The 24,420-nt window shown below is 68.6% G+C and carries 20 protein-coding genes and 1 tRNA gene; 15 read left to right on the top strand and 6 right to left on the bottom strand.

The window, feature by feature from the left end; genetic code table 11:
• Positions 1–39: 39 nt before the first annotated feature.
• The gene (locus MOQ72_RS33185) at positions 40–1,386 is read right to left on the bottom strand and encodes an FhaA domain-containing protein (RefSeq protein ID WP_242189715.1); all 1,347 of its coding nucleotides are present in this window, start codon (positions 1,384–1,386) and stop codon (positions 40–42) included.
• A 211-nt stretch (positions 1,387–1,597) separates the two neighbouring features.
• Between MOQ72_RS33185 and MOQ72_RS33180 the strand changes: the two genes are divergently transcribed.
• The 7 genes from MOQ72_RS33180 to MOQ72_RS33150 all read left to right on the top strand — a co-directional run bounded on the left by MOQ72_RS33180 (position 1,598) and on the right by MOQ72_RS33150 (position 6,876).
• Positions 1,598–1,680: transfer RNA gene (locus MOQ72_RS33180), tRNA-Leu, on the top strand.
• A gap of 459 nt (positions 1,681–2,139) precedes the next feature.
• Entirely contained in the window at positions 2,140–2,577 is a 438-nt protein-coding gene (locus tag MOQ72_RS33175; RefSeq protein ID WP_242189714.1) for an anthrone oxygenase family protein, read from the top strand.
• Positions 2,578–2,638: 61 nt separating this feature from the next.
• Positions 2,639–3,091: an HD domain-containing protein gene (locus MOQ72_RS33170; protein WP_242189739.1), complete on the top strand. Its 453-nt coding sequence runs from the start codon at positions 2,639–2,641 to the stop codon at positions 3,089–3,091.
• Between the two features lie 20 nt (positions 3,092–3,111).
• Complete coding sequence (locus MOQ72_RS33165) at positions 3,112–3,879, top strand: alpha/beta fold hydrolase (RefSeq protein WP_242189713.1); 768 nt, start codon at positions 3,112–3,114, stop codon at positions 3,877–3,879.
• A 212-nt stretch (positions 3,880–4,091) separates the two neighbouring features.
• Positions 4,092–4,880, top strand: coding sequence for an IclR family transcriptional regulator (locus MOQ72_RS33160; RefSeq protein ID WP_242189712.1), 789 nt, complete (start codon positions 4,092–4,094; stop codon positions 4,878–4,880).
• Positions 4,881–5,172: 292 nt separating this feature from the next.
• Positions 5,173–5,814, top strand: coding sequence for a hypothetical protein (locus MOQ72_RS33155; RefSeq protein ID WP_242189711.1), 642 nt, complete (start codon positions 5,173–5,175; stop codon positions 5,812–5,814).
• 405 nt (positions 5,815–6,219) lie between these two features.
• Positions 6,220–6,876 (top strand): SDR family oxidoreductase, encoded by a 657-nt coding sequence (locus MOQ72_RS33150; protein ID WP_242189710.1) that lies wholly within the window; start codon positions 6,220–6,222, stop codon positions 6,874–6,876.
• Between the two features lie 17 nt (positions 6,877–6,893).
• Here the strand turns inward: MOQ72_RS33150 and MOQ72_RS33145 are convergent, their stop codons facing one another.
• The gene (locus MOQ72_RS33145; RefSeq protein ID WP_242189709.1) at positions 6,894–8,204 is read right to left on the bottom strand and encodes a D-arabinono-1,4-lactone oxidase; all 1,311 of its coding nucleotides are present in this window, start codon (positions 8,202–8,204) and stop codon (positions 6,894–6,896) included.
• 74 nt (positions 8,205–8,278) lie between these two features.
• Here MOQ72_RS33145 and MOQ72_RS33140 point away from each other — a divergent pair, with 74 nt between their 5' ends.
• Positions 8,279–9,463: an amino acid deaminase/aldolase gene (locus tag MOQ72_RS33140; RefSeq protein ID WP_242189738.1), complete on the top strand. Its 1,185-nt coding sequence runs from the start codon at positions 8,279–8,281 to the stop codon at positions 9,461–9,463.
• On the opposite strand, the gene MOQ72_RS33135 is transcribed toward MOQ72_RS33140, so the two are convergent.
• Positions 9,433–10,110, bottom strand: coding sequence for a TetR/AcrR family transcriptional regulator (locus tag MOQ72_RS33135; RefSeq protein ID WP_242189737.1), 678 nt, complete (start codon positions 10,108–10,110; stop codon positions 9,433–9,435). The two genes, MOQ72_RS33140 and MOQ72_RS33135, sit on opposite strands and share 31 nt — an antisense overlap.
• 518 nt (positions 10,111–10,628) lie before the next feature.
• Here MOQ72_RS33135 and MOQ72_RS33130 point away from each other — a divergent pair.
• The gene (locus MOQ72_RS33130; RefSeq protein ID WP_242189708.1) at positions 10,629–14,015 is read left to right on the top strand and encodes an L-tyrosine/L-tryptophan isonitrile synthase family protein; all 3,387 of its coding nucleotides are present in this window, start codon (positions 10,629–10,631) and stop codon (positions 14,013–14,015) included.
• 604 nt (positions 14,016–14,619) lie between these two features.
• On the opposite strand, the gene MOQ72_RS33125 is transcribed toward MOQ72_RS33130, so the two are convergent.
• Positions 14,620–14,958, bottom strand: coding sequence for a hypothetical protein (locus MOQ72_RS33125; RefSeq protein WP_242189707.1), 339 nt, complete (start codon positions 14,956–14,958; stop codon positions 14,620–14,622).
• Positions 14,959–14,971: 13 nt separating this feature from the next.
• Entirely contained in the window at positions 14,972–15,217 is a 246-nt protein-coding gene (locus MOQ72_RS33120) for a hypothetical protein (RefSeq protein WP_242189706.1), read from the bottom strand.
• Positions 15,218–15,437: 220 nt separating this feature from the next.
• Between MOQ72_RS33120 and MOQ72_RS33115 the strand changes: the two genes are divergently transcribed.
• The 5 genes from MOQ72_RS33115 (at position 15,438) to MOQ72_RS33095 (ending at position 22,335) form a co-directional block, all read left to right on the top strand.
• On the top strand, positions 15,438–16,811 hold the full coding sequence (locus MOQ72_RS33115; RefSeq protein ID WP_504981364.1) for a helix-turn-helix domain-containing protein: 1,374 nt from the start codon (positions 15,438–15,440) through the stop codon (positions 16,809–16,811).
• Positions 16,812–16,858: 47 nt separating this feature from the next.
• Positions 16,859–17,770: a phosphotransferase enzyme family protein gene (locus MOQ72_RS33110; protein ID WP_372495604.1), complete on the top strand. Its 912-nt coding sequence runs from the start codon at positions 16,859–16,861 to the stop codon at positions 17,768–17,770.
• Positions 17,771–17,980: 210 nt separating this feature from the next.
• Complete coding sequence (locus MOQ72_RS33105) at positions 17,981–18,289, top strand: hypothetical protein (RefSeq protein ID WP_242189704.1); 309 nt, start codon at positions 17,981–17,983, stop codon at positions 18,287–18,289.
• Positions 18,290–18,612: 323 nt separating this feature from the next.
• Complete coding sequence (locus MOQ72_RS33100) at positions 18,613–21,234, top strand: L-tyrosine/L-tryptophan isonitrile synthase family protein (protein WP_242189703.1); 2,622 nt, start codon at positions 18,613–18,615, stop codon at positions 21,232–21,234.
• Between the two features lie 360 nt (positions 21,235–21,594).
• Complete coding sequence (locus MOQ72_RS33095; RefSeq protein ID WP_242189702.1) at positions 21,595–22,335, top strand: dienelactone hydrolase family protein; 741 nt, start codon at positions 21,595–21,597, stop codon at positions 22,333–22,335.
• A 266-nt stretch (positions 22,336–22,601) separates the two neighbouring features.
• On the opposite strand, the gene dprE2 is transcribed toward MOQ72_RS33095, so the two are convergent.
• Positions 22,602–23,345 carry a decaprenylphospho-beta-D-erythro-pentofuranosid-2-ulose 2-reductase gene (gene dprE2, locus MOQ72_RS33090; RefSeq protein ID WP_242189701.1) on the bottom strand — a complete coding sequence of 248 codons (744 nt, stop codon included), beginning with the start codon at positions 23,343–23,345 and terminating at the stop codon, positions 22,602–22,604.
• A 247-nt stretch (positions 23,346–23,592) separates the two neighbouring features.
• Here dprE2 and MOQ72_RS33085 point away from each other — a divergent pair, with 247 nt between their 5' ends.
• Positions 23,593–24,408, top strand: a complete 816-nt coding sequence (locus MOQ72_RS33085; RefSeq protein ID WP_242189700.1) for an SAM-dependent methyltransferase — start codon at positions 23,593–23,595, stop codon at positions 24,406–24,408.
• Positions 24,409–24,420: the final 12 nt, after the last annotated feature.

Below are 24,420 nucleotides of genomic sequence, written 5' to 3'. Positions count from 1 at the left end.
GAACGCTCCTACTCGTGTCCGGACGCGGTTTCCGTCAGCTCAGCCCTGCTGAGCGCGGAAGATCAGGGACGAATGGCCGACCCTGATCACGTCGCCGTCTGCCAACTGCCAAGTTTGCACCGGCGTGCCGTTCACCGTGGTGCCATTCGTCGAACCGAGATCAGCCAACATCGCGCTCTGGCCGTCCCAGGTGATCTCGATGTGCTTGCGCGACACACCCGTGTCGGGCAGCCGGAACTGCCCCTCCTGGCCGCGGCCGATGATGTTCGAGCCGTGCTGCAACGTGTACGAGCGGTTCGAACCGTCGTCGAGGTGCAGCGTCGCGGTGAGCTGGCCGCGCGGACCGCCCGCGGGGTAACCACCGGGCGCGCTCTGCGGGTAAGCGCCGCCAGGTTGGCCGTAACCCTGGTCCGGGAAACCGCCGGACTGCGGGTACGCCCCGCCCGGCTGGCCGTAGCCCTGGTCATAACCGGGTTGCGGCTGGCCGTAGCCCTGGTCATAACCAGGCTGCGGCTGGCCATAGCCCTGGTCATAGCCCGGCTGCGGCTGGCCGTAACCCTGGTCATAACCGGCGGGGGGCTGGCCATAGCCCTGGTCATAGCCCGGCTGCGGCTGGCCGTAACCCTGGTCATAACCGGCGGGGGGCTGGCCATAGCCCTGGTCGTAACCGGGTTGCGGTTGGCCGTAACCGCCCTGCTGGTCGTAGCCGGGTTGCTGCTGACCGTAACCCTGGTCGTAGCCCGGCTGCGGCTGGCCGTAGCCCTGGTCGTAACCAGGCTGCTGACCGTAGCCGCCCTGCTGGTCGTAACCTGGCTGCTGGCCGTAGCCGCCCTGCTGGTCGTAGCCGGGTTGCTGCTGACCATAGCCGTAGTTGGGGTCTTGGCCTTGGCCGTAACCCTGGTCGTAGCCGTACTGACCCTGCTGGTTGTACGGGTCTCCCTGGGGGTAGTGGCCTGGTGGCTGGCTCATGGGTCGGTCTCCTGCGGTACGCGGTTGTGCCGGCCGTCGAGTCACGTCGGGGTCGACGGTCGAGCTGATTCGAAACTGTCCCGTGTGCAGCGTCTCAGAGCGCTCCAGGGAGACTACGACGTCACCATATGTGTCCCACCCCTGCTCGGTGAGATGCTCCTGAACGCAGTCGGCGAGGAGGTCGGTCACCCGGGCCTCATCACCGGTGAGCCGATCGTGATCGGACGGGCTCAGTTGCACAATGTAGTGGTTACAAGCGAGCAACCGTCCCCCGGCGAGCTCCCGGACCTGCAGCTCAGCTTCCCGCTGCAGAGCCTGGGCGACCTCCTGTGGGACGACCTTTCCGCCGAAAACGCGCGCAAAGCTGTTACCGACGATGCCTTCGAGTCGGCGCTCAAAGCGCTGCACGAGGCCCACGGCAAATTCCCTCCACGCGTACGACTCCTCCGGACCATCGTATCTGGGCCAACGGGTCAAGACACCGCCCAGTTCCCAACTGGCCCAACCCCCTGCCGAAGCCGCTCGTCAGCCCGTGCTAATCTGCTTCCGCCAACAAGGCAGCGGGAAAGTGCGAACGACCCCGCCGCCAACGGTTGGAAGCGAGCAAGATAAGCTTCTGACCAGCCACGGGCGAGTGGCGGAATGGCAGACGCGCACGGTTCAGGTCCGTGTGTCCGAAAGGACGTGAGGGTTCAACTCCCTCCTCGCCCACCGAGAAGAGTGGGAGAGCCCTGTCGACGGAGTGCGTCGACGGGGCTCTTCTCGTTATTGCGTTGGGGGGCCGAGCCCCCCAAGCCCCCCACGGTGCGGTGGTTGCCTTTCGTTGGCTCCTTGCTTTGGGGAGAGTTCCCGGCCTGTGCGCGAACCAGCTTCCTGGCTTCTGTCTGCTTCCTGGGTTTGCGGCTCTTGGTTGGTGTTTCTTCCTCTTTCGCTTGTCCGGCAACGGTTATTTCGGCGTGGCGGTCGCTTGGCGCTGGGGCTCTCGGTCCGTCCTTGTGTCGGTTCGGGGTGGTTTGGGGGGTTTGGTGGTTCGGGTTTGGATTTTTGTGGTTGGTTGTCCTTGTTCGTGCGCTTGCTCGGGTTTTGCGGTGGTTGTCGCTTCGGGTTGGTGGGGAGGGCGGCTTCGTGGTTGTTGGGGTGTTGATTGCTGCCGTTGTTTTCGCTGGGTTGATGGGTGGGTTGTTCGCCGGTTTCAGTTACGCCGTGATGCCTGGGCTTCGGGGCGTTGGGGATCAGGCTTTCGTCGCCGTCATGCAGCGGATCAACGTGGCCATCGTCAACTGGTTCTTCCTGCTGCTTTACCTCGGTGGGTTGGCTCTCAGCGCGCTGGCCGTCGGGTTGCTCTGGTTCGGCTCCGGCGGTGCGGCGTTGTTCTGGGCCATCGGCGGGTTCGTGCTCTACGTGGTGGTGTTCGTCGTCACCGCCGTGGTGAACGTCCCGTTGAACGACGAGCTCGCGGCTGCTGAGGACGTCGAGCAGATCGTCGACACCTCGGCGGTGCGGCGGCGGTTCGAGGATCCCTGGGTCCGGTGGAACCTCGTTCGGGCGTTCGCGTCCACCGGCGCCTTCGGATGCCTGGTGTTGGCCCTGGCCGTGGCCGTTCGGTGACGCCGGGCTTCGGGTTCTTGCTGGTATCGGTTGTGGCCGGAAGTTGTACGGTTCGGGTGTGATGGTTCGGGTGCTGGGGCTCGACGAGGTCGCGTCGCTTGCTGCGCGGGTTCATGGCCGCCAGGTCGACAAGGCCGGGCGGCCCTACGTCGAGCATCTCGCCGCCGTCGCTGATGGGGTGCGTGCTCGCGGCGGCAGTGCCGCCCAGATCAGCGCGGCCTGGTTGCACGATGCCGTCGAGGACGGGGCGGTGTCCGAGGAGTGGCTGCTCGGCGCCCCGCTACCGGCCGGAACCACGGACATCGTGCTCGCCGTGACCAAGCGGGTCGGTGAGCAACCCGCTGACTACGCCGCCCGGATCTTGGGGACTCCGGGGGCGTTGCTGGTCAAGGAGGCCGATCTGGCGCACAACGCTGATCCGGTGCGGTTGGGCGCCTTGGACGCGGCGACGCGGGAGCGGTTGGCTGGCAAGTACGCGCGGATGCGGGCGCTGCTCGGGTTGCCCGCCGATTAGCCGACCTGTGGAGGGCTTTTTTGAGTCGGTGGCAGGATTTCGGGTTGGAGTGGCACGAGTCCGGACACCCCGAGGCTCCGGTTCTGGTGCTGTCCAACGCGCTCGGCTGCACCTGGGAGATGTGGGATCCGCAGATCGACGCGCTCAACGCGGTTTACCGGGTGATCCGGTACAACCAGCCCGGACATGGCGGTTCGCCGGTGTTGCCCGGCCCCTACACGCTGGCAGGGCTTTCCGCCGTCGTTCTCGCCCTGCTGGACCACCTGGGTGTGCAGCGGGCGTCCGTCATGGGGTCTTCGCTGGGCGGGATGATCGGCCTGTGGTTGGGCGCGCATGCCGGTGGGCGCATCGACGGGCTGACCATCTGCTGCAGCTCCGCCTGCCTGGGGCAGGAGCAGGTCGAACTCGACCGGGCTGCGGCAGCTCGCGAGCACGGCACCAACGAATTGGTTTCGCCGACCATCGAGCGCTGGTTCACCCCGCACTTCCGGGAGTGGCACGCCGAGACCGCGGTGTACGCAGCGATGATCGCCAGCACCGACGACGAGGCGTACGCCTTGTGCTCGGAGCTGATCGGGCGCGTTGATCTGCGCCCCGACCTGCCCGCCATCACCGCGCCGACGCTGGTCGTCGCTGGTGCTGACGATCCCGCGACGCCGCCGGAGCACAGCGCGGCGATCGTTGCCGGGATCGGGGCAAATGCCCGGTTGGCGGTGCTGCCGCACGCCGCGCACCTGGCCAACGTCGAGCAGGCCGCGGAGTTCAACGAACTGCTCGGTCTCGACTAGCCAGAACTTCGGTCTTGGCGGAAGCGGTCGGCTGTGCTGGGCTTGGGCATCGTTCGGGTGAACACTGGAGGCGGCATGGGCGACAATTTCCGCTGCCTGTGCTGCCGACCGGGTGCGGGTGTCCCGCACGACACTGGAGGCGGCATGAGCGATCCCCGCTCCTGCCTTCGACCGGCATCCCGCGGTTTTGGACCGCGGTACGGGAGGCGACGATGGCGGGTAACAGCCGGGATCCTGGCCGATCGGTCACGGCACGGGCGCTCAGCGTCCTGACCGCCTTCGACATCGATCACGTCCGGCTCACGCTGACCGCCATCGCGCGCCGCGCGGAGATCCCGCTGGCCACCGCGCACCGGCTGGTCCGCGAGTTGGAGATGTGGGGTGCGCTGGAGCGCGACAGCGAGGGCCGCTACGCGATCGGCTTGCGGTTGTGGGAGATCGGCCTGCTGGCCCCGGTGAACAGCCGACTGCGCGAGGTCGCGCTGCCGTTCATGCAGGAGCTCTGCCAGAGCACCCACGACAACGTCCACCTTGCCGTGCGCGACGGGATGGAAGTGGTTTACGTCGAGAAGCTCACCACGCCGCGCGCTGTGCCGATCATCTCGCGCAGCGGCGGCCGACTGCCGCTGCACTCGACCGGGGTCGGCAAGGTGCTCCTCGCGCACGCACCGGCCGTGGTGATGCACCAGTACTGCGAGTGCGGGCTGTCCCGGTACACGCCCTACACGATCACCGAGCCGGGCCGCCTCGGCCGCGAGCTGCAGAGCGTGCGCAGCCGCGGCTTCGCCCAGGCCAACGAGGAGATGACGCTCGGGAACTGCTCTGTCGCGGTGCCGGTGCACGATGCGCACGGTGTCGTCGTCGCGGCTCTCGGGGTCGTGGCGCACAGCGTTCGCGCCGAGGTTTCGAAACTGGTCAAGCCGCTGTTACCGGCCGCCGAGGGGATCCGCCACCGGCTCGTCGAGCAGGAGCGGATCAACCTCGGGCTGCTGTCGCACTGATCCTGCCGCGCGGCAGGCACCCGCGGTGGTATTCGCGCCGGTCAGCCGCCTGGCTGGCGGCGCTTCCGGTGTCGTCGTCGCCGGCGCCGCAGCGGGATCACCTGAATGGCCGCATCGCTGGACTGAAGTCCTGTTGTCGTTCGTCGACCAGTCACCGACCGTTGCCCGCCGCCGGTCGCAGCACCCCCTGTTGAGCAGCGCGAGACCTGCGCGGACCTGTTTTAGTCAACGGTGGCGCCGCTGTGGGTGGCCGTGGAGTGCAAAGCGCAGTGCATGAGGGAGGCGGAACGCCGTGACCGGAATTCCGGGACGTGCCTGGACCGAGGAAGAGCTCCGAGCCTGCTCGACGACGCAGCTTCGGTCCCCGCTGGGGCTCGCCGACTCCATGGGACGGCTTGCCCAGCAGGCGGTGGACACGTTGGGTTGGGCGGGTAGCGTGCTGCCCCCGGTGAAACTGCTCGGGCGGCAGATCATCGCGATCGCCGAACTGCTCCCGGACGCGCACGCCGAGCGGCTGTGCTTCAGCAGCGGCCCGGTGCTCGACCGCGCCGAGATCGCCACCTGGGTGTGGCCCGAGATGGACGGTCGGGTGCCGCCGCCCGCCGCGCGGATCACCGGCGTGCTCGCTCCGGCCCGGCACTGGCGCAGCGCGCTGACCGCCGCCGTGCCGTTCTCCCGGTTCGCCAGCGCGGCGATCGTGGTGCCGCGCGACATCGCGGTGGCCCCCGATTTCACCTCGACGTGCCTGATCCGCGCTCGCCAGTTCGGCATCGCGGTGCTCAGCGCGGACGGCGACAACGTGCAGGTGGAGCTGGACGGGCGGTGTTTCGACGACGCGCCACCGGTGGAGCACACCGCGGTCTCGCGTTGGGTGAACGAGGTCGTCTACCAGCAGTTGCTCGCCACCGAAGCCCCGGCTCCGTCCCGCAGCTGATCCACGAGCCAGCCCCTGGGGATGGGTCGTGAGTGCGCAAGTGGGCTCCAACCCAACTACGCACTCACGACCGTATTTATTAGAGGGTGCACGGGTTGGTTTGCGTGGTGGTGCTGGTAGCGGTACCCCTGCGGGAGTTACTGCGGCTTTCTCGTCTCCGGGATCCCCGACATCATGTATGTACACCACGTCGGGGCTGTCCCCGCGGGGAGAACCCCAGGAGGGGTGGGCCACCGTGAACCTGCGGCGGTGCAAGCTGCGAGGGTGGGAGGAAGCGGCTCACGCCGCTTGCCTGACGATCCCCTCGCCACACCATCCGCGTATGTACTTATCCACAGGATTTGTGTAGTTGTCCACAGGTAGCGCGAGCGGCTGGGTGTCGCTGGGTGTCCTAGGTTTGACGGCATGCGAATCGTGATTGCCGGGGCCCACGGGAAGATCGCGCGGCAGCTCGGGGCGATGCTGGTCCAGCGCGGTGACTCCGCGCTCGGTCTGATCCGGAATCCGGACCACGCCGCGGACCTCCGGGCCGACGGCGTCGAGCCGCAGCTGGCCGACCTGGAGGACATCGACGTCGCCGTGCTCGCCGCGCTGTTGTCCGATGTGGATGCCGCGGTCTTCGCCGCCGGAGCGGGGCCGGGCAGCGGTGCGGCGCGGAAGGACACTGTGGACCGAGCGGCCTCGGCGTTGTTCGCGGATGCCTGCGAGCGGACCGGAATTCACCGCTTCGTGCAAGTCAGTTCGATGGGGACGACGCGGCCGAATCCGCCCGATGTGGACCCGGTGTTCGGCGCGTACCTGGACGCCAAGCGGGCCGCCGAGGAGGACCTGCGGCGGCGTGCGCTGGACTGGACGATCTTGCGTCCGGGGCGGCTGACCGACGATCCGCCGACCGGCCGCGTCACGCTCGCCGAGTCGGTCGGCCGGGCCGACGTCACCCGCGCCGACGTCGCGGCGGTGCTGCTCGCCTTGCTGGACGAACCCGCCTCGGCAGGGCGTGCGCTGGAGCTCGTCAACGGCGAAACGCCGATCCCCGAGGCACTCCGCGCCGCCCTCGGCTGAGCTTCGGCCGCCCCGAGTTATCCACAGGCACCGAGGACGCGATCGAGGTAGGCGTTGCGGAAGACGCCGTCCGGGTCGACGGCGGCGCGTACTCGGCGGAAGTCGTCGAATCGCGGGTAGCGCTCGCGCAGCGCCTCGGCGTCGAGCCGGTGCATCTTGCCCCAGTGCGGCCGACCGCCGACCGCACCGACGATGTCCTCGAAGGTGCCGAACCAGCGCCGGTACGGCATCCCCTGGAACTGGTGGATCGCGATGTAGGCGGTCGGCCGCTGGTAGGCGGTCGACAGCCACACGTCGTCGGCGGCCGCGACCCGGACCTCGATCGGGAACATCACCGGCTCGTCGAGCCGTCCCACCGCGACTCGCAGCTCGCCGAGCACGTCCCGCAACTCCTCCCGCGGGATGGCGTACTCGCTTTCGACGAACCGGACGTCGCGCGGTGTCGTGAACACCCGGTGCGAGCGGTCGCTGTACGAACGCGCGGACCAGGTCGCGCCGCAGAGCCGGTTCAGCGGCCGCACCAACGCCGGTGCCGCGCGCCCGAGTCGGCAGACCGCGCCGAACAACCGGTTCTCCAGCACCGAGTATTCGAGGAAGTGCCGGAGCGGGTGCAGCGGTCGCGGCGCTTGTCCGGCCGGAAGCCGGTTGTTCCGCTTTACCAGCGTGTTCGAGGCGTGCGGGAACCAGTAGAACTCGACGTGGTCGTTGTCGGCGGCGAGCTGGTCGAAGCGCTCCAGCACGTCGTCCAGCGGAGCCGGACGTTCGTCGGCGACCAGCGCGAACGCGGGTACGCAGCGCAGCGTTACGGTGGTGATCACGCCGAGCGCGCCCAGCCCGACCCGAGCGGCGGCGAACAGCTCCGGGTTCTCGGTGGCCGAACACCGCTTCTCGGTGCCGTCCGCGAGCAGCAGCTCCAGCTGCTCGACCTGGGTCGCCAGGCCGCCGAGCCCCGCGCCGGTGCCGTGGGTTCCGGTGGAGATCGCCCCGGCGATGGTCTGCTGGTCGATGTCCCCGAGGTTGGCCATCGCCAGGCCCAGTCCGTCGAGTTCGGCGTTGAGCCGGTGCAAGGGCGTTCCGGCGCGCACCTCGACCAGCCCGCTGTCCGGATCGGCTCGCACGATGCCGGACCAGTGCGAGAGGTCGAGCGCGCAGCCGCTGTCCGGCGAGCCGATGCCGGTGAAGGAGTGGCCGGTGCCCAACGGCCGGACCGTTCGCCCGTTGCGCGCGGCGGCGCGGATCGCGTCCGCGGCCTCGGCCGTGTCGCGCGGCGCCTCCAAGGTGCTCGGAGCGGCGGTCGCGGTGCCTGCCCAGTTGGTCCAGCGCTGCATGGCCCCTCCTTCGAGTGGATCTCGGAAAATTATGTGAATTCGATTCACGTAACAAGGGTTTTCGGCCTACCGTTATCGGCGTGCGCCGGTTCGATGAGATCACCCGCGACCTCGACCCACCGTTCGCGGTGGTCGACCTCGACGCGTTCGACCACAACGCCGCCGATCTGGCGCGCCGGGCGGCCGGGCGGCCGATCCGGGTGGCGACCAAATCGGTGCGCTGCCGCGACCTGCTGCACCGGGTGCTGCGCACCACCGGCTTCGCCGGGCTGATGTGCTACAGCCTCGCCGAAGCGCTCTGGCTGCACCGCGAAGGACTCAGCGACGACATCCTGGTCGCGTACCCGACCGCCGACCGCGCAGCGCTGCGCGAACTCGCGGCCGACCCAGCCGCCGCCGCGGCGATCGCGCTGATGGTCGACTCCGTCGAGCACCTCGACCTCGTCGACGCCGCGGTCGGCACCGACCGACCCGACATTCGGCTCTGCCTCGAAATCGATGCGGCCTGGCGACCGCTGCCCGGCCTGCACATCGGCACCCGACGCTCCCCGGTGCACACCGTTGCCCAGGCCCGCCAGTTGACTGAAGCCGTGTTGCGCCGCAACGGGTTCCACCTCGCCGGGTTGATGGCCTACGAAGGCCAGATCGCTGGTGTCGGTGACGCGCCGACCGGGCAGCGGCTGAAATCCGCTGCGGTGCGGTGGATGCAGCGCCGGTCGGCCGCCGAACTGGCCGACCGCCGGGCCGCGGTTGTGCACGCGGTGCGGGCACTGGCGCCGGTGGAGTTCGTCAACGGTGGTGGCACCGGAAGTCTGGAGCGCACCGCCGCCGAACCGGCCGTCACCGAGGTCGCCGCGGGCTCCGGGCTGATCGGCCCGACGCTGTTCGACGGCTACCGCGCATTCCGGCCGCAGCCCGCGGTCTTCTTCGCGCTACCGGTCGTGCACCGCCCGGCCCGGCGGATCGCGACGTTGTTCGGCGGTGGTTACCTCGCCTCCGGGCCGGTCGGCGCGGACCGGGTGCCCGCGCCGTTCCGGCCCGCAGGCTTGCGGCTGATCGCGATGGAGGGCGCTGGCGAGGTGCAGACGCCAGTCGTCGGCGACGAGGCTCGGCGGCTCCGGCTCGGCGACCGGGTTTGGTTCCGGCACGCCAAGGCCGGTGAGCTCGCCGAGCGGTTCGCCGACTACCACCTGGTGACCGGCGACCGGCTCGCCGCCACCGTGCCGACCTACCGCGGCGAGGGCAGGTCCTTCGGATAACCGCTGGGCATCCGGTTGGACAGGTAGCCGCGGATCAGTTCCTTGGCCTCCGCGACCAGCGTCGGATCGCCGAGCGGATCGCGCCGGAAAGCCAGGTGCAGCACCGCGTCCGCCGCTTCCACCGCGACCGCCAGGGGCAGCATCAGTTCGGCCGGATCGAGCCCGAACCCCTCGGCGATCAGCCCGGTGAGCTTCTCCGCGATCACCGCGTTGTTGTCCTTGCTCGGATCCAGCAGCCGCAGGTCCACCACGTCGCCGAAGTGCAACCGGCTGAACGCCGGGACCTCGCGGTGCATCGTCAGGTACACGTCGAAGACCGCGTCCACCGCGTCCCACCAGTGGTCCAGCTCCAACTGGTCGAACCGGGCGGATACGGTGCGCACGAAGCGCTCCAGGTTGCGCAGCGTCAGCTCCTGCACCACCGCGCGCTTGTCCGGGAAGAACTGGTACAGCGATCCGACCGCGACGCCAGCCCGTTCGGCTATGAGGGTCGTCGTTAAACCGTCATAGCCCACCTCGTCGATCAGTTCGGCGCAGGCGGAGAGCATTTTCTCCACGCGTTGAGCACTGCGCTGCTGGACCGGTTTGCGGCGCAATGGGGCTACTTCGGCAGGCAAGGCGACTCCTTGATCATGTTTACTGACCATCTTGCCGACCACGACCGTGCTTCTCATTCAGGGGAGCCCTGGGGGAGACGGTGCCGAGTTCGACCCGGCGGTCTGGTTCACCGGCGGCTTTGCGAGGATTGCCCTCAGTTCCGGTGATGTCCACAGTTTCCCGGCCCGGGGCCGGTCGTGCGCTCCGGACATGCCGTGGACCGTATCAGTCGATTGGGTGAATTAGCGGGCGATGTCTTGACCCGGCCCCGGTGCCCGGTCCCTGGCCCGCCGGGAGAGGTCGGGCTGACCTGCGGTTCCCGCGCGTTACATGGTTGGCATATGCATTGAGTCATGTTGTCAGCACTCAAGGTCGCTATCTAGTGTGGTCGCGTCGTCATTCTCCGTGACAGAAAGGTCATCGTGGGTTACTGCGCGGCTGCCTCTCGTTTTCTCGCCATGCCACGTGCTGTGCTCTGCAGGTGGACACCGAACGGGGGGACTGGCATCCGTGCCGCTGGTACCCATGCTTGTTCGGCTGCTTCGCGCGCGACGCGCACCGCGGCGCCGTGACCGCGCGACTGACCTCGCAGCTGTCCACGCCAGCAGGGCGGTCCCGCGCTGCTGGCGAAGCAGACGAACCGCGGCCCGCACCAGGGCTGTGGCATCCGTTGACCATCCCCGACGCCAACGCCCTGCTCGCCGACGGCGGCTACGGGCTGTGGGTCGAGCAGTCCGCGCACGGCGCGCTGCGGCTCAGCGGAGCCGGTACCGGTGCCGGGTTGCCGCTGGGCGTCCAACCGAACTGGGCTGATCTCTACCGCGCCCTGATCCGACTGCGCCGCACCCGCCGGATTTTCAACTCGACATGGCTGCACCGGCTGACCCGCTCGTTGGGCACGGACGGCGGCACTGGCAGTTCCGTGCCGCTGCCGGTGGACCGCGTGCACCTGATGGCTTCCGAGCAGCGGCAGCTGGCCGAGGACTGCCTGGCGGCGGTGACCGGTCCGAACCGCAGCGTGCCGTTCCCCGCGGAGCGGATCACCGTCAGCGGGCCGGAGCGCACCGTCCAGTTGCAGGCCGCTGGGCCTCGGGAGCAAGCGCTTTGCCAGCTGCGCGGTTGGGAGCGGCTTTCGTCCATTGTGGAGTCCGATCCGAACCTGCGGATGCACTGCGCGACCCAGCCGGTGCCCGCCGCGGTGGTGGACACCGCCACCGGTTCGGCCGCGCTGACCCGCATCGCCGAGCCCGCACCGGCGCATCCGACGCACCCCGGCGGCACCATCGCCGCGAACCTGTCCACGCTGCTGCGGCCGGTCGGCGACGGCACGCCGGGAGTGCTGCGCGTGGTGCTGGACAACCGCTTCGAGCGGCGGGAGGACGAGCTGGAGTACTTCCTGGAGCACTTCGTCCGCCCCTTGCTGCGCGCGTTCCGGCTCGCCCTCGACACGCACCGGATCGGCCTGTTCTCGCTGGACGACACCGGTGTCGCCTTCGAGCTGTCGCCGGAGTTGCAGGCCACCGGCCGGATCGTGCTCACCGACTACATGCGGGTGAGCCACGAGCCGACTCGCGCCGAGGTCGCGACCGGCGTGCGCGCGCTGGTCGCGACGCTGGACGAGCTCAGCGCCGGGTTCAGCCGCCTCGAAGCCGGGCGGCGGGAAAGCCGGGTACGGCGCGCGGTGGACCGGGTGATCGCCGAGGAACTGCGCTACCTGGCGCCGCACACCGCGGAACTGCTCTCCGGTGAACAGCCACTGCAGTGCTACGCGCACACCGTGCCTGAGTCGCAGGACGTGGTGCTCAAGTCGGTGCTGGACCGGGTCCAGCACCGCAACCAGCAGCGCCGCTGGAACGACCGGCTGCCGCAGCCGACCGTGGTCGTCGACATCGACCTGTGCGGACTCGTGCCGCTGCAACGGATCCTGGACGCCGCGCGCTCGATCTCCGGCCCGCGACCGGGAGCCCCGGAGGGCATCCTCGAACTGGCCGGTCCCGGCACGCTGCCGGTGCTGCCCACCCACACCGCCGCCACCTGGCACAACTTCGTCGAGCTCAGCGGCTTGGGCGAGCGCTACCCGTCGGTCGACTGGACTGCGGTGCACACCGACTTCGTGCGCGCTTTCCTTTCCCGGTCGCGGGAAAGGCTGCGCACCGACAGCGTGAACGCGGGACTGGCCCGGTTCGTCTGGGACGTGCAGGACGCGGGCGGGCGGGTGGTGTTCTGCACCGGCCGCCGGGAGCGGTTCCGGGAGCACACCGAAGAGGTGCTCGCCGCGGCCGGAGTGCCGGATGCGACGCTGCTCTGCCTGCCCGAAGACGGCAGCCGTCCTCGGGCCGAGCTCAAGGTCGAGAAGCTGCGCGAACTCGGTGAACTCGACGTGGTCGCGATCTTCGACGACGAACTGGCCAACCGGATCGCGGTGACCAAGGAGTTCAGCGCAGCGCTGGCGGTCGCGGTCGAGATCCCCGGTCTGGCCGCCGAACGCCGACCGGGGCAACCGGTGGCCGACTCCGCCGCCATGATCGCCACCTTCGAGACCACGCCGCGCCCCGGTACGAGCGTGGGCCCCCGGCTGTCCAACACGCACTCGCTGGAGGAACTGCAGATCGGTGCGCTGCGCAAGAACCGCCTGGCGCAGCACTGGGCCGTGCACCTCACCGAGCAGGAGTCGCACTCCATTGTGGACGCGATGCTGGTCGACGTGGACCGGGCGGCGGCGCGGACCGGCCGGGGTGCGGTCGCGAAGTTCGGCCTCGACGAGCGCAGCGGAACGGATCAAGTGCTGGCGGCGCTGCACCACGTGCTCACCCGCAAGCAGTTCATCAAGGGCTCGCGGGCCAATTACCAGCCGAGTGACCTGCGGCGGGACGCCGAACCCTTCGTGCGCCGGGGCGAACCCATCGACGTGGTGCTGCTGGGCTTCCCGGTCAAGCAGTGCCTGAACCGGCTCAAGGCGGGTGGTCCGCTGCCCGACCTCGCCGAACTGGGCAGCATGGCCCGGCTGCGGGAGCTGCACCGGGCGGTCAGCGCGGTGTACCCGCCCGGCCTGCACTTCAACATCCTCACCGACGGTCGGCACTTCCGCAGCCGCCCGTCGGCGATCACCGAGGCGTACCGCAAGAAGCTGCGCGAGTACGTCGAGCTGGTCGGCATCGGTGACCGCACCACCGTCGAGGAGATCGACGCGGTGGCCGAGCAGCGGTTGGGACCGGGGCTCCAGGCGCGCCGCGCGGTCCGGATCGCCCGCTACCGCCAACTGCTCAGCGATTCGCTGCGGCACTTTGACATCACCGACAACCCGCTGCGCACCTTGGAACGCGTGCACCAGCGCACCGCCTCGATAGCGGAGTTCCAGCCGCACATCATCGGGTTGTTCCGGGAAATCCTGATGTCGCTGGTGTACTCGGTGCCGGTCGTGGTGCCACCCGGCACCGACCGGCTCGAATGGTCCACCGCGGTCTACGCGGACATCTACAACCTCACCGATCAAGGAGTGTCAGCCGAGGTGCGGCAGGCGCGCTGCGCGGTGCTGCGCCGCGCCTGGCACACGGTGCTCCGCTACCTGGCGACCATGCAGGTCGACGAGGAGTTCGGCTACGAGCGGATGTTCCCGAACCGCATCCGGCTGACGCTCAGCGCAGTCCGCGAGGGCTGCCTCGGCTTCACCTACCTCGGCGGATCCGGTCTGCTGCCCTGGCAGGGCACCGGGGTGCTGGACGGCCGCGGCAACGTGGCGGTGGACTTCGCCATCTCGTTGCTCGACCAGGGCTTCGTCCCGGTGTACTCGCCGCTGCTCGGCCCGCGCCAACCCTGGCTGATGGTGCCAGCCCAGCGCACCCACCTGATCGGATCGCCCGCGACGGCGGTGCCGACCCAACGAGGCACGTCCCCACCACCGGGCATCCGCCTGGACCCGGACTTCGCCACCCGAGCCCGACTCCGCCGCAAGTAACTCGGGCGAACCCGGCTGAGCACCCGAGGATCGGATAATCCGGCTCCACGGAAAGCAAGTTGGCGTCAGGCAAGCGGCGAAGCCGCTTCCGCTTTTCACCACGCACGCGACTTGCACCGCCGCGGGTTCTCAGACTGTGCCCACGGGCGTTCTCTGGGAGGACCTACCTCGACGTGGTGTACTGGTCATACCTGATGTCGGGGATCCCGGACCGAGACGGCGTCTGAGGTTCCGCTACTTGCACCGCTTCGCAAAATGACTTTGGAATCCCTGAAGGCATGGAAAGGCCCTGGGGCTCGGTCGGGGATTCGAGCACCAGGGCCTTTCCAGACTCCGGGCCGTCCGGGGAAACGGTTTGTCCGGAGTGGTTGGACTCCGCGGACCGGCACCGGTCGGGGGGAGGGGAGTGCGTCAGCACCAGCCCGCGGAAATCTGGGGTGACCGCCGGATGGCGGTCCACTGTGGAGTTTTATTTGTGGCGACCGATGAACCCTCAGTCGAGGTCGGGGAATCACGACTGGTCGTTCACCGGCCGCCACCAGGCGGTTGCTCGGAGCCCGGGTCGGGGAGGAGGTCTTGCTGTCCGGGACCGAGTCCGCCAGCTTTACGGCACCGACGCCGCCGGGCGCAGCGCGTGCGCCGGGCGAAGGTGCCGAGCGGGACGGGGTGCCAAGGCCCCTGCCACCAAGTGGTCGTAAGCCGAGCGCCACACCGAGCACGGTGCTTTCTGCGGGCGCCAGCGGCTGGAGCACTCGGGGCAGTTGCCCTTCGCGTCGGCGTCGTGAGCGGCGAGCAGCGTCCGCCACCCCTCGGTGAGTCGAGGGAGTTCGGAACGCGCCACGGAGAGCAGGGAAGGGGCGTCCGCGCGGTTCGCGAGCTCGGTCAACACATCGAGCCGCTCCCGGACCGCGTTGCGCAGCACCTGCCCCAGAATCTCATCCACTGAAACGTCACCGTCACCTTCTCGCCTGCACGGCGGCATCCCGCAGTGCTACGGACAACTGGCTCATGCCGTTGGCCGACAGCGCTGCGGCGTGGCCGGGCGGTCCGACGAGCACCACCCTGTCCCGGTTGACCAGCACGTCCAGAAAACGCCGCGAGTTCGCCACATCCCGGCAGTCCACTCGCCACCACCGACGGCGGTCCGCGGGCGCGGTAGCGGATTCGGCCGATCGGCCGTCCTCGCCGTGTGCTGCCCGCATCGCCATCCCGTTCCTGTTCGTGCTCGGTTGCCTGTAGTGACTAGATTGGAGCTTGTTGACCCGGTTCGCCTAGAGGCAGGCGATAACCGGGCTGACGGCAACGACGAGCGGTCGACGGACTTCACCCCCGCCGATCACCTCTACCGATACGCACTTCACCGGGTTGCCGCAGTGCCCTTACTCTGCGACCAACGCCCGTGCAGAGCGTGAGGGGGTCTAAATGAACATCATCGGTTCTGGCGGCTCTCCCGTTACACCCGACGTTTGGAACGATCGGGAAATGCGGGATGCGCTGGCACGACGGGACGTCAGCGAGATCTACCGGCAACTGCGTCGGCACGGCGTCTCGCAGCGTCAGATCGCGGCCTCCACGGGGCAGTCGCAGTCCGAGGTGTCCGAGATCCTCAAGGGGCGGCAGGTCATGGCCTATGACGTGCTGGCCCGGATCGCCGACGGGTTGGGAATTCCGCGGGGCTACATGGGCCTCGCATACGACGGGGCAACCGCGATGCGGGTCGCCAAGGCGGCGGCCAACGCCCCCGATGCTGAGGAGGACGAGTCGGTGAAGCGTCGGAAGTTCTTGTCCCACGCGGCGGCGGTGACCATGGGTGCTGCCGTCTTTGGCGCGGAGGACAGCTCCTGGGTGCCCGCCAGCGCCCAGACACCGGCACCGGTACGCATCGGCATGACCGATGTGCAGCAGATCCAGGCCGCCACCAAGGCGTTGCGCGATCTGGACTACCGGTACGGCGGCGGGACCTGCCGCGACGCCGTGGTCGCCCAGCTGTCCTGGGCGCAGCAGCTGCTGGAGTCCACGGCCGCCGATCCGGTGCGCAAGCAGCTCTTCGTGGCCCTGGCGGACATGCACAGCCTGGCCGGTTGGACCTCGTTCGACATCGGTCTGCTCGACCCGGCTCGCGGCCACTTCGGCAAGGCGCTGGAGTTCGCCAAGCAGGCCGACGACGACAGCCTGGTGGCCAGCGTGCTCTACCGGATGGGTCGGGTCTACCTGCACTACCAGGAGCCCAATGAGGCGCTGAAGCTGTTCCAGCTGGGCCAGATCGCCGCGCAGGAGTCCGGTTCCGCGCTGACCGTCGCGGTGCTGTGCGCCAACGAGGCGTGGGCTTACGGCATGCTGAACAAGCCGGACCAGGTGCAGAAGATGGTGGGTCGCACCAAGGACGAGTTCGCCCGCTCCAAGGTGGACGAAGCGCCGGACTGGGTGCGGTTCTTCAACGAGAACGACCTGCACGGCATGATCGGTTCGGCGCACGACGCGCTGGCCAACTTCGACCCGAAGCGGCACGCGTCCATCGCGGTGGCCGAGACCATCAAGTGCAACGAGGCGTACGGCGCGGACATGCAGCGCACCCACGTGTTCGGGTTGAGCTTGCAGGCGACCAACCACTTCCGGGCCGGTGATCTGCAGGAAGGCATCAAGGTCGGGCGGCAGGCGCTGCAGTTCGGCGAGCGGGTCAAGTCCGCTCGGGTGGCCGACCGGCTCAAACCGTTGGAGTTGGAAGCGGGCAAGCACCGGATGAATTCCGACGTCCGGGACCTGTTCGAGGAAGTCCGGCGGTTCCGTCAGGTGTGAGACCTGCCGACCGGTTCGGTCCGGTCCGCCCGCGGTCGTTTGAGAACATGAGTATGAAGACATACCAGGTGGAAGAGGGTCGGTGCGTCCCGCCGGAGCTGGAGACCGCGCTGACCGAGATCTGCGCGTCCGTCGGCTTGGACTCGCGTGGCGCGCGCCTGATCCGATTCGTCAACAACGGGGTTTTCCTGCTGCGTGCGCAGCCCGTCATCGTCCGCATCGTGCTCTCCCCGTCTTTTACCTATCGAGCTTTCAACGCGGTCGAAGCCGCGCGATGGCTGGCCATCCACGACGTGCCCGCGGTGCGCCTGCTGCCCGGCCTGGAACAACCCGTGCAGGTGGGCGAGCACCTCGCCACGCTCTGGCAGTACGTGCCGGAGATCGGCCCGGTGCCCAGCGGCTGTGACCTCGGTGCGCTGCTGCGCCGCATGCATTCGATGCCGTTGGCGCCGAATTTCCTGGACTGGCAGCCGATGGCCGATCTGCGGCGTCGGCTCGCCGATGCGGTGGACATCGACCCGGCCGACCACTGCTTCCTGGAACAGCGTTTCGACTACCTCGAAGAACAGCTGAATTCGCTGCGTTTTCCGCTGCCGCAGAGCGTCATCCACGCCGACGCGCACCTGGGCAACGTGATCGGCGGTGCCGATGGTCCGCTGTTGTGCGATCTGGATTCGCTGTGCATCGGCCCGCCGGAGTGGGACCTGACGCCGATCGCCGTGGGGCGGCTGCGGATGGGGCACCCACCCGATTGGCACAACGAGTTGGCCCGCGCCTACGGCTTCGACATCACCGCCTGGGAAGGTTTTCCCGTGCTGCGCGAGCTGCGCGAACTCAAGATCACCACCGGTGTGCTGCCCATCCTGCGCAGCAATCCGGGAGTTCGCGAGCAGCTGCACCGGCGACTGCGCACGATCCGCGAAGGCGATCTCGTCACGCAGTGGGCGCCGTACAGCTAGCTTCGCTGTGGTTTCGCTGCGGTTCGCCTCAAGGCGCCGCCGCTGATCGAGCAGAGCCCTGCTTTCGACCGGCTGGATCGTCCGATCGGGCGATATTGCGCCAGACACCGAACGTCTTTGGTCATTCTTGGTGACGTGCTGCGGTCCGTCCGGGTAAATCATACGAGCGGATTGGGTGCATCGGTCGCGTAGCTACTGGATGGGCTGTCGATGAGGATCGCGAACTGGACGCCGCGGAAGCTGATCCCGAGCTGGCGCCGGGCACGGGCACGGCGCTATGCCCAGGTGCTCGACGAAGTGGTGAACTCCCAGCTGGAGTTGTTGCCGCGGCTGCCTGCCTACCTGCGGCAGCGCTGCGCCGACCATTTGGCCGAGTTGGTGTTGCTCGGTCAGGCATACCGGCATTTCGCGGCTGGCTGGATTTCCCACCGCGAGTTGGAACATCGCGGCCGAGCGACCTTGCACCGCTTGGCCGAGCCGGGTTGCGTCCCGGTGGTGCAACTCGCCGACGGCGAATGACCACTCGGCGACTAGGCCGGTTTCTCCCGTCACGGCCCCGTTCGGGCTGATTCGTGCCGGTCTGGCATGCGGCGAACTGGGACTTCGGTAACCGGTTGCGCAGGAGTTCGGTCCGGGCTAATTCATGGATTTCGCAACGACTTCAGTTCCGGCCGCCTTTCGAAGCGCTGGTGTGAAGCCTTGTCGCAGCACCGGAAACGACTCCTGATGAAGATCAACTAGACTGCCGCCGTCCAGCGGACCAGCGCTGCACGGACGTGCGGTTCGCCGGTTGCGAGAACAGGTGTCGAGTCGGTTCGGCAGGTGTACCGATTTCCAGCAACGTGCAAGGTCTGATCGCCCAGGACGATCTGCTGTCGCTGTATTGCGGACCATCCGGGGCGTCGTCCGGCGAGCAGCGGTTCGTGCTGCCGTTGGGCGAGTTGGTCGCCGGGAAGCTGCGGCGGGTGCTCGACGGTCGGCCGTTCGGATGGGCGGAACTGGACTACTTGGTCGAGTTCGTCGTTCGGCCGATCGTGGTGACCACGCGCGGCCTGCTCGTCGAGGGATTCCGCCCGGCCGGTGGTTTCGCCGTCGAGCTGGCCGCAGAGTTCGTCGCGACCGGCCGAGCGGTCCCGGCCGGTGTGCTGCCGGTGGACGCGGCGGGCGGCTCGGTGTCGGAGTCGATTTCCGCGCTGCACCGGGAGTTGGAGTCGTTGGCGACGGCATTCGCGCACGTCGCAGCATCCGATCGGGCTGCGGTGCGGGCCGCGTTCGAGCGGATCACCGCGCAGGAGTTGCGGTACCTCGCCGCCGAAACCGCAGCGCTGCTGGCCGGTGATCACCCGTGGCGGCACCACGTGCACAGCGTTCCCACCGGGCAGCACGAACTGCTCAGCGGTGTGATCCGGCGGGTCAAGCAGCGCAACATCGATCGCCGCCGCGATCGGAGCCTGCCGAGACCGGTCGTCGCGGTGGATCTCGACTTCTGCGCGCTATTGCCCCGGCAACGAGTTCGCGCGGCGTTGTCGCACCTCGGCAGGGCGCACGGGATCGAAAAGCTCGCGGCGGCGCACCGACTGGCCGTCCTCCCCGGCTTGTACCCGGCAGGGTGGCCGCTGTTCCTGGCCCACAACCGGTTGCGCGAAGACCACCCGGATGTCGACTGGGACGCGGTGTACGCGGAGTTCCGGAAAACCCTGTCGTGGAGCCACGATGCGCTGCTGACCGACGAGCCCGCACCGGGTTTGATCCGGTTCGTCCGAGCCGTCGAGCACGCCGGTGGACGGGTGGTCTGGGCGACCGGCCGACGGCCGCGCATGCGACCCGCCACCGGAGAACTGCTCGTCCGGCACGGCCTCGGGCAGTTGGACCTGCACACCACCCCCGATGAGCGGTCGGACGTCGGCGCGCACAAGGTCGAGGCGCTGCGCGAGCTGCCCGACGCCGAGGTGGTCGCGGCCTTCGACGACCTGGAATCCAACCGCGCGGAGCTGCGCGCGGCTTTCCCGGACGCGACGGTGGTCGCAGTGCGACCGACCGGGTTCAGCACCGAACCTCGGATCGATCCGGGCATCGCGACGTTCGAATTCCTCCCGCACCCGACACCGCTCGGCCGCGGTCACGCCAGTCGGCAGCAGCGGGCGAAACCCGAGTTGTCGCACGCCACGTCGATCGCGGAACTGCCGGTCGGCGAATTCAGCACCCGTCCGACGATCTGGGGTCGCGGTGTGCGGCTCACCGCCGAGCAGCAGGTCCGGATCATCGAGCTGCTGTGCGCCAATGCTGTCCGAAGTGGACGCATTTTGGGCCGTCGGGCGCGCGACGAGCTGGGGCGTTGCACCGATCCGGCGGCCATCGCCCGAGCCGTGCGGAAAGTGCTGATGGCGAAGCCGTTCGGCGCGGCGAGGTCGGTGTACCCGCCGGAGACCGCGGTTTCGGACATGACCGCCGCGATCGCCGCGGGCGAGCGCATCACCTTCGTCATGCTGGGACCGCCGGTCAAGCAGGACGGCTCGCGGCTGAAAGCACTGGGCGGTGCGCCGGATCTCGCGGAAGTCGCTGTGCTGGCCCGGCTCCGGCAACTCGAAGCGGCCGTCCAGCAGGTATACCCACCGGGCATCGAGGTGCTCGCGCTCGCCGACCCCAGCCACTTCCGGGCGCGGGATCCGCAGCGCTGCGCGGACTACCACGACGAGTTCGGGAAACTGCTGGAGCAGACCGGCGCGCGCCGCGCGGTGACGCTCGTGGACATCGACGATGCCGCTGACGCACATCCGAACTGCGGCGATCGGGCGCAGCGACCGGAGCTGCTGGCCAAGCACCGCGACCGGTACGCCACCGCGTTCGCCGGGCTGGACGTCCGGCGCGATCCGCTGCCGGTCCTCGCCGAAGCCGCCGAACGCGACCCGCGGGAGCCCGGCCAGCCGCGTTTCGTCGAGATGTTCCGCTCGGTCCTGCACGCGATCGACGTGCCGCACCAGGGCGGCGATCCGTTCGCCTGGTCGCAGCAGCTCTACGCGGATCCGTACGAGTTGGTCAACCCGGCGGTGCCAGCCCGGGTGCGGACCGCCCGTGCCGATCTGCTCGCCGCGACGTGGCGGGAAACGATCACCTACCTCGCGAACAAGCACGTCGACCACGAGCTGAACTACCAAGCGCTGTGGCGGGACCGGGTGCGGATGAGCCTGTCGATCCGACCGGCCGAGGGCCGCTTCCGCTTCCTCCCGATCGGCGGCTCCGGGGTGATGCCCTGGCACGGCACCGCGGCGCTGAACAACCAGCGCGAAGTGTCGGTGGACTACGCGATCTCCCTGGTCCACCAGGGCTTCGTGCCGGTCTACGCCCCGAACACCCAGCAGACCGAGAACGGCGTCCAACAACCCTGGTTCATGCTCCCGGCCAGCGAGGTGCACAACGACCTGGACTCAGCGGTGCTAAACCAGATCCGCCTCCGCAACAGGTGAGAAAGGTCGTGAGTGCACAACCGGGTAGGAGCCCGGCCGCGCACTCACGACCAGTGTTCGGTCTCAGTTTTTGATCTTGTTCTTTGAAGCGGCGAAGCCGCTTAGCCCACGTACGCCACTTGCACCGCCGCGGGTTCTCAGCGGTGCCATGCGGGGACACCCCGCACCCTGAGCTATCTCGGGAGGACAGCCTCGACGTGGTGTTGGGCATACATGATGTCGGGGATCCCGGACCGAGAAGGCTTCTGAGGTTCCGCCACCCGCACCGCCGAGCAAGACGAGTTCGGAGACATCTCATATGGGCGTGTCGGGGCTGGTCAGTCGGGGTAGTCGGAGCTTGCCGAACTGGAGGAGGCTCAGATGGTTCAAGTCGCAACCGAGCCGGTGATCGTCAAAGCACCCAAGGGAGACCTGGAAGGGGATCTCGTCGTGCCACCGCCTGCCCGTGCGGTGGTTTTGTTTGCGCACGGTTCCGGGAGTTCCCGGCACAGCCCCCGAAACCGCGCGGTCGCGGAGTCGTTGCAGAATGCCGGATTCGGCACCCTGCTGCTGGATCTGCTCACCCCGGAGGAGGCGAAGTTCGACCAACGCACCCACGAACTGCGCTTCGACATCGACCTGCTGGCCGAACGGCTGCTGCTCGCGATCGACGACCTGGCCGGGTGGTCGACAACGCGAAACATGCCGATCGGGCTGTTCGGGGCCAGCACCGGAGCCGCCGCGGCGCTGAAGGCCGCCGCTCGGCGATCGGACCGCGTCACCGCCGTGGTGTCGCGCGGTGGGCGCCCGGACCTCGGCGGCGAGGGGTTGGCTTCGGTGCAGGCGCCGACGCTGCTGATCGTCGGCGGCGACGACCGCGAGGTGCTCAACCTCAACCGGCAGGCGGCCAAGCTGCTCACCTCGTTGCCGCTGACCGACATCAAGATCGAGATCGTGCCGCACGCCGGTCATCTCTTCGAAGAACCTGGGGCGCTGGACCGGGTGGCGGAACTGGCCGCGGACTGGTTCCGCACCTACCTCGGTGCTGGCGTCGATCACCCGACCGGACCGGACGGCGGGCACTGGAAGCCGCCGGAACCCCGTCGACGGCCCCCGACGTAGTCCCGCACACCTGAACAACCAGGGACATCCGCTGCCACTCGACGGCCAGCGAGCACCTGAACCTGCTGGTGGAGCGCAGGCAGGGGCGGCACGGCACCGGTACGTGCGGCTGACGAACTCGCAGGCCGCGGACCTGCTGGAGGTGTTCACCAGCCGCCTCGGACCGAGCCGGGAACAGCCGACGGGCTGCGTACACCTGCTACGACCACCCCGCCGGACGGCTTGGCGTCGCCATCGCCGATGGTATGACCAGCGCCGGGCGGACCTCAGCGTGGCATGCGGCGCCAGATGGGTTGCGGGAGCAGGCGCATCGCCGCGAACACCCAGCGCAGGATCGGGGGCACCCACACCACGCGCCGCCCGCGCACCAGGGCCTTGACCGTCGCGTCCGCGACCTGGTCGGGCGTGCTGGACCACGGTGCGGGACTCATCCCCTGGGTCATCCGACCGATGACGAAACCGGGCCGCACGATCGACAACCGCACCCCGCTACCCACCAGCGCATCGGCGAGTCCGCTGGCGAACCCGTCGAGCCCGGCCTTCGCCGACCCGTAGACGTAATTCGCCCGGCGCACCCGCACGCCCGCGACGGAGGAGAACACGACGATCTTGCCGCTGCCCTGCTCCCGCAACAGGTTCGCCAGGTGTGTCAGCACGCTGATGTGCGCGACGTAGTCGGTGTGCACGATGTCGACGGCATGCGCGGCGTCCTGCTCGGCCCGCTGCTGGTCGCCGAGCACTCCGAAGGCGGTCACCGCGACTTCGATGGGCCCATGCCGGTCCACGACGCTGCGCAGCAGCTCCGCGTGGCTGGCGACGTCCGCCGCGTCGAACTCGACCCGCACCACGTCCGAGGCGCCGACCGCGCGGAGGGCGGCCTCCTCGGCATCCAGCTCCGCCGACCGCCGCGCCGCCAGGACCACCGTGCCGTGGCCACGCTTGACCAGGCGTTCCGCCACCGCGATGCCGATCTCGCTGCGGCCCCCGAGGACCAGTACCGCTCCGCTCATCGCGGCAAGTCTGCCATCGACGCCGCGCGGCACCGCACCGAACCCGACCGCACCGAGGATCCACCCAAATCGGACATCAAGACGATCATGCAAGACGACTGCGGACTACTTCGGTTGACCGGATCGGAGGCCGCCGACTACGACGTCCGGATCAATCCGCTCAATGCGTGACGGCTGTTTACCTGGCGCGAATCCGCGAATACGCTGCTCGTGATCGTTTCTACCCCGGACCGAGCGGATCTTCCCCATGGCAAGCGTTGACAGGCCGCACATCGACACGACCAAACCCAGCATCGCGCGGGTGTACGACGCATTCGTCGGCGGCAAGGACAACTTCGAGGTGGATCGCGAGGTCCTCCAGCAGATCCAGAAGATCGCCCCGGAAGCAGTGCAGGTCGGCAGACAGTGCCGCGCATGGCTGATCCGCGTGGTCCGATTCCTGGCCGGGCAGGCTGGCATCGAGCAGTTCCTCGACCTGGGCTCCGGACTGCCCACCGCGGAGAACACCCACCAGGCGGCGCAGCGGATCAACGCCGAAGCGCGGGTGGTCTACATCGACAACGACCCGTCGGTCGCGGCGCACGGCCGCGCGCTGTTGGAGGAGAACGAGTACACCCACTTCGCGGTCGGGGATCTGCGCAGGCCCGCGGAAATCCTGGCGAACCCGTCGGTCAGCAAATACCTGGACCTGAGCCAGCCGATCGCGTTGATCCAGTGCAACACCCTGCACCACGTCACCAACGACGAGGACCCGCTCGGCATCATGTCGACCTACGTCGACGCCCTGGCTTCCGGCTCCTACCTGGCGATCTCGCACCTGCACAACCCCGACGACGGCAGCTCGCGGGCCAAGCTCGCGGTCGAGTCCGAGGCGCGGTTCAACGAGATGATGGGCAGCTGCTACTACCGCAAGCGGGACGAGATCGCCGCGCTGTTCCGGGGCATGGGGATGGTCGAGCCAGGTCTGTCGTACCTGTTCGACTGGTGGCCCGACGGCCCGCGCCTCGTCGAACCGTCCGACGGCGAGTACAACCTGCTCGGTGGAGTCGCCCGCAAGCCTTGAGTCGTGGGGGGG

This window comes from Saccharopolyspora soli, from assembly GCF_022678645.1.
GTDB lineage: Bacteria > Actinomycetota > Actinomycetes > Mycobacteriales > Pseudonocardiaceae > Saccharopolyspora > Saccharopolyspora soli.
Note: the sequence above shows the minus strand (reverse complement) of the source record. Positions and strands in the feature narration are given on the sequence as shown.

What these genes read in the sequence shown, in the direction of transcription:
- MOQ72_RS33175 (WP_242189714.1), top strand. Translation starts at nt 2,140, where the DNA reads ATGGGTGGGTTGTTCGCCGGTTTCAGTTACGCCGTGATGCCTGGGCTT.
- MOQ72_RS33170 (WP_242189739.1), top strand. Translation starts at nt 2,639, where the DNA reads ATGGTTCGGGTGCTGGGGCTCGACGAGGTCGCGTCGCTTGCTGCGCGG.
- MOQ72_RS33160 (WP_242189712.1), top strand. Translation starts at nt 4,092, where the DNA reads ATGGCGGGTAACAGCCGGGATCCTGGCCGATCGGTCACGGCACGGGCG.
- MOQ72_RS33150 (WP_242189710.1), top strand. Translation starts at nt 6,220, where the DNA reads ATGCGAATCGTGATTGCCGGGGCCCACGGGAAGATCGCGCGGCAGCTC.
- MOQ72_RS33145 (WP_242189709.1), bottom strand. Translation starts at nt 8,204, where the DNA reads ATGCAGCGCTGGACCAACTGGGCAGGCACCGCGACCGCCGCTCCGAGC.
- MOQ72_RS33135 (WP_242189737.1), bottom strand. Translation starts at nt 10,110, where the DNA reads ATGGTCAGTAAACATGATCAAGGAGTCGCCTTGCCTGCCGAAGTAGCC.
- MOQ72_RS33120 (WP_242189706.1), bottom strand. Translation starts at nt 15,217, where the DNA reads ATGCGGGCAGCACACGGCGAGGACGGCCGATCGGCCGAATCCGCTACC.
- MOQ72_RS33115 (WP_504981364.1), top strand. Translation starts at nt 15,438, where the DNA reads ATGAACATCATCGGTTCTGGCGGCTCTCCCGTTACACCCGACGTTTGG.
- MOQ72_RS33110 (WP_372495604.1), top strand. Translation starts at nt 16,859, where the DNA reads ATGAGTATGAAGACATACCAGGTGGAAGAGGGTCGGTGCGTCCCGCCG.
- MOQ72_RS33105 (WP_242189704.1), top strand. Translation starts at nt 17,981, where the DNA reads ATGAGGATCGCGAACTGGACGCCGCGGAAGCTGATCCCGAGCTGGCGC.
- MOQ72_RS33095 (WP_242189702.1), top strand. Translation starts at nt 21,595, where the DNA reads ATGGTTCAAGTCGCAACCGAGCCGGTGATCGTCAAAGCACCCAAGGGA.
- dprE2 (WP_242189701.1), bottom strand. Translation starts at nt 23,345, where the DNA reads ATGAGCGGAGCGGTACTGGTCCTCGGGGGCCGCAGCGAGATCGGCATC.
- MOQ72_RS33085 (WP_242189700.1), top strand. Translation starts at nt 23,593, where the DNA reads ATGGCAAGCGTTGACAGGCCGCACATCGACACGACCAAACCCAGCATC.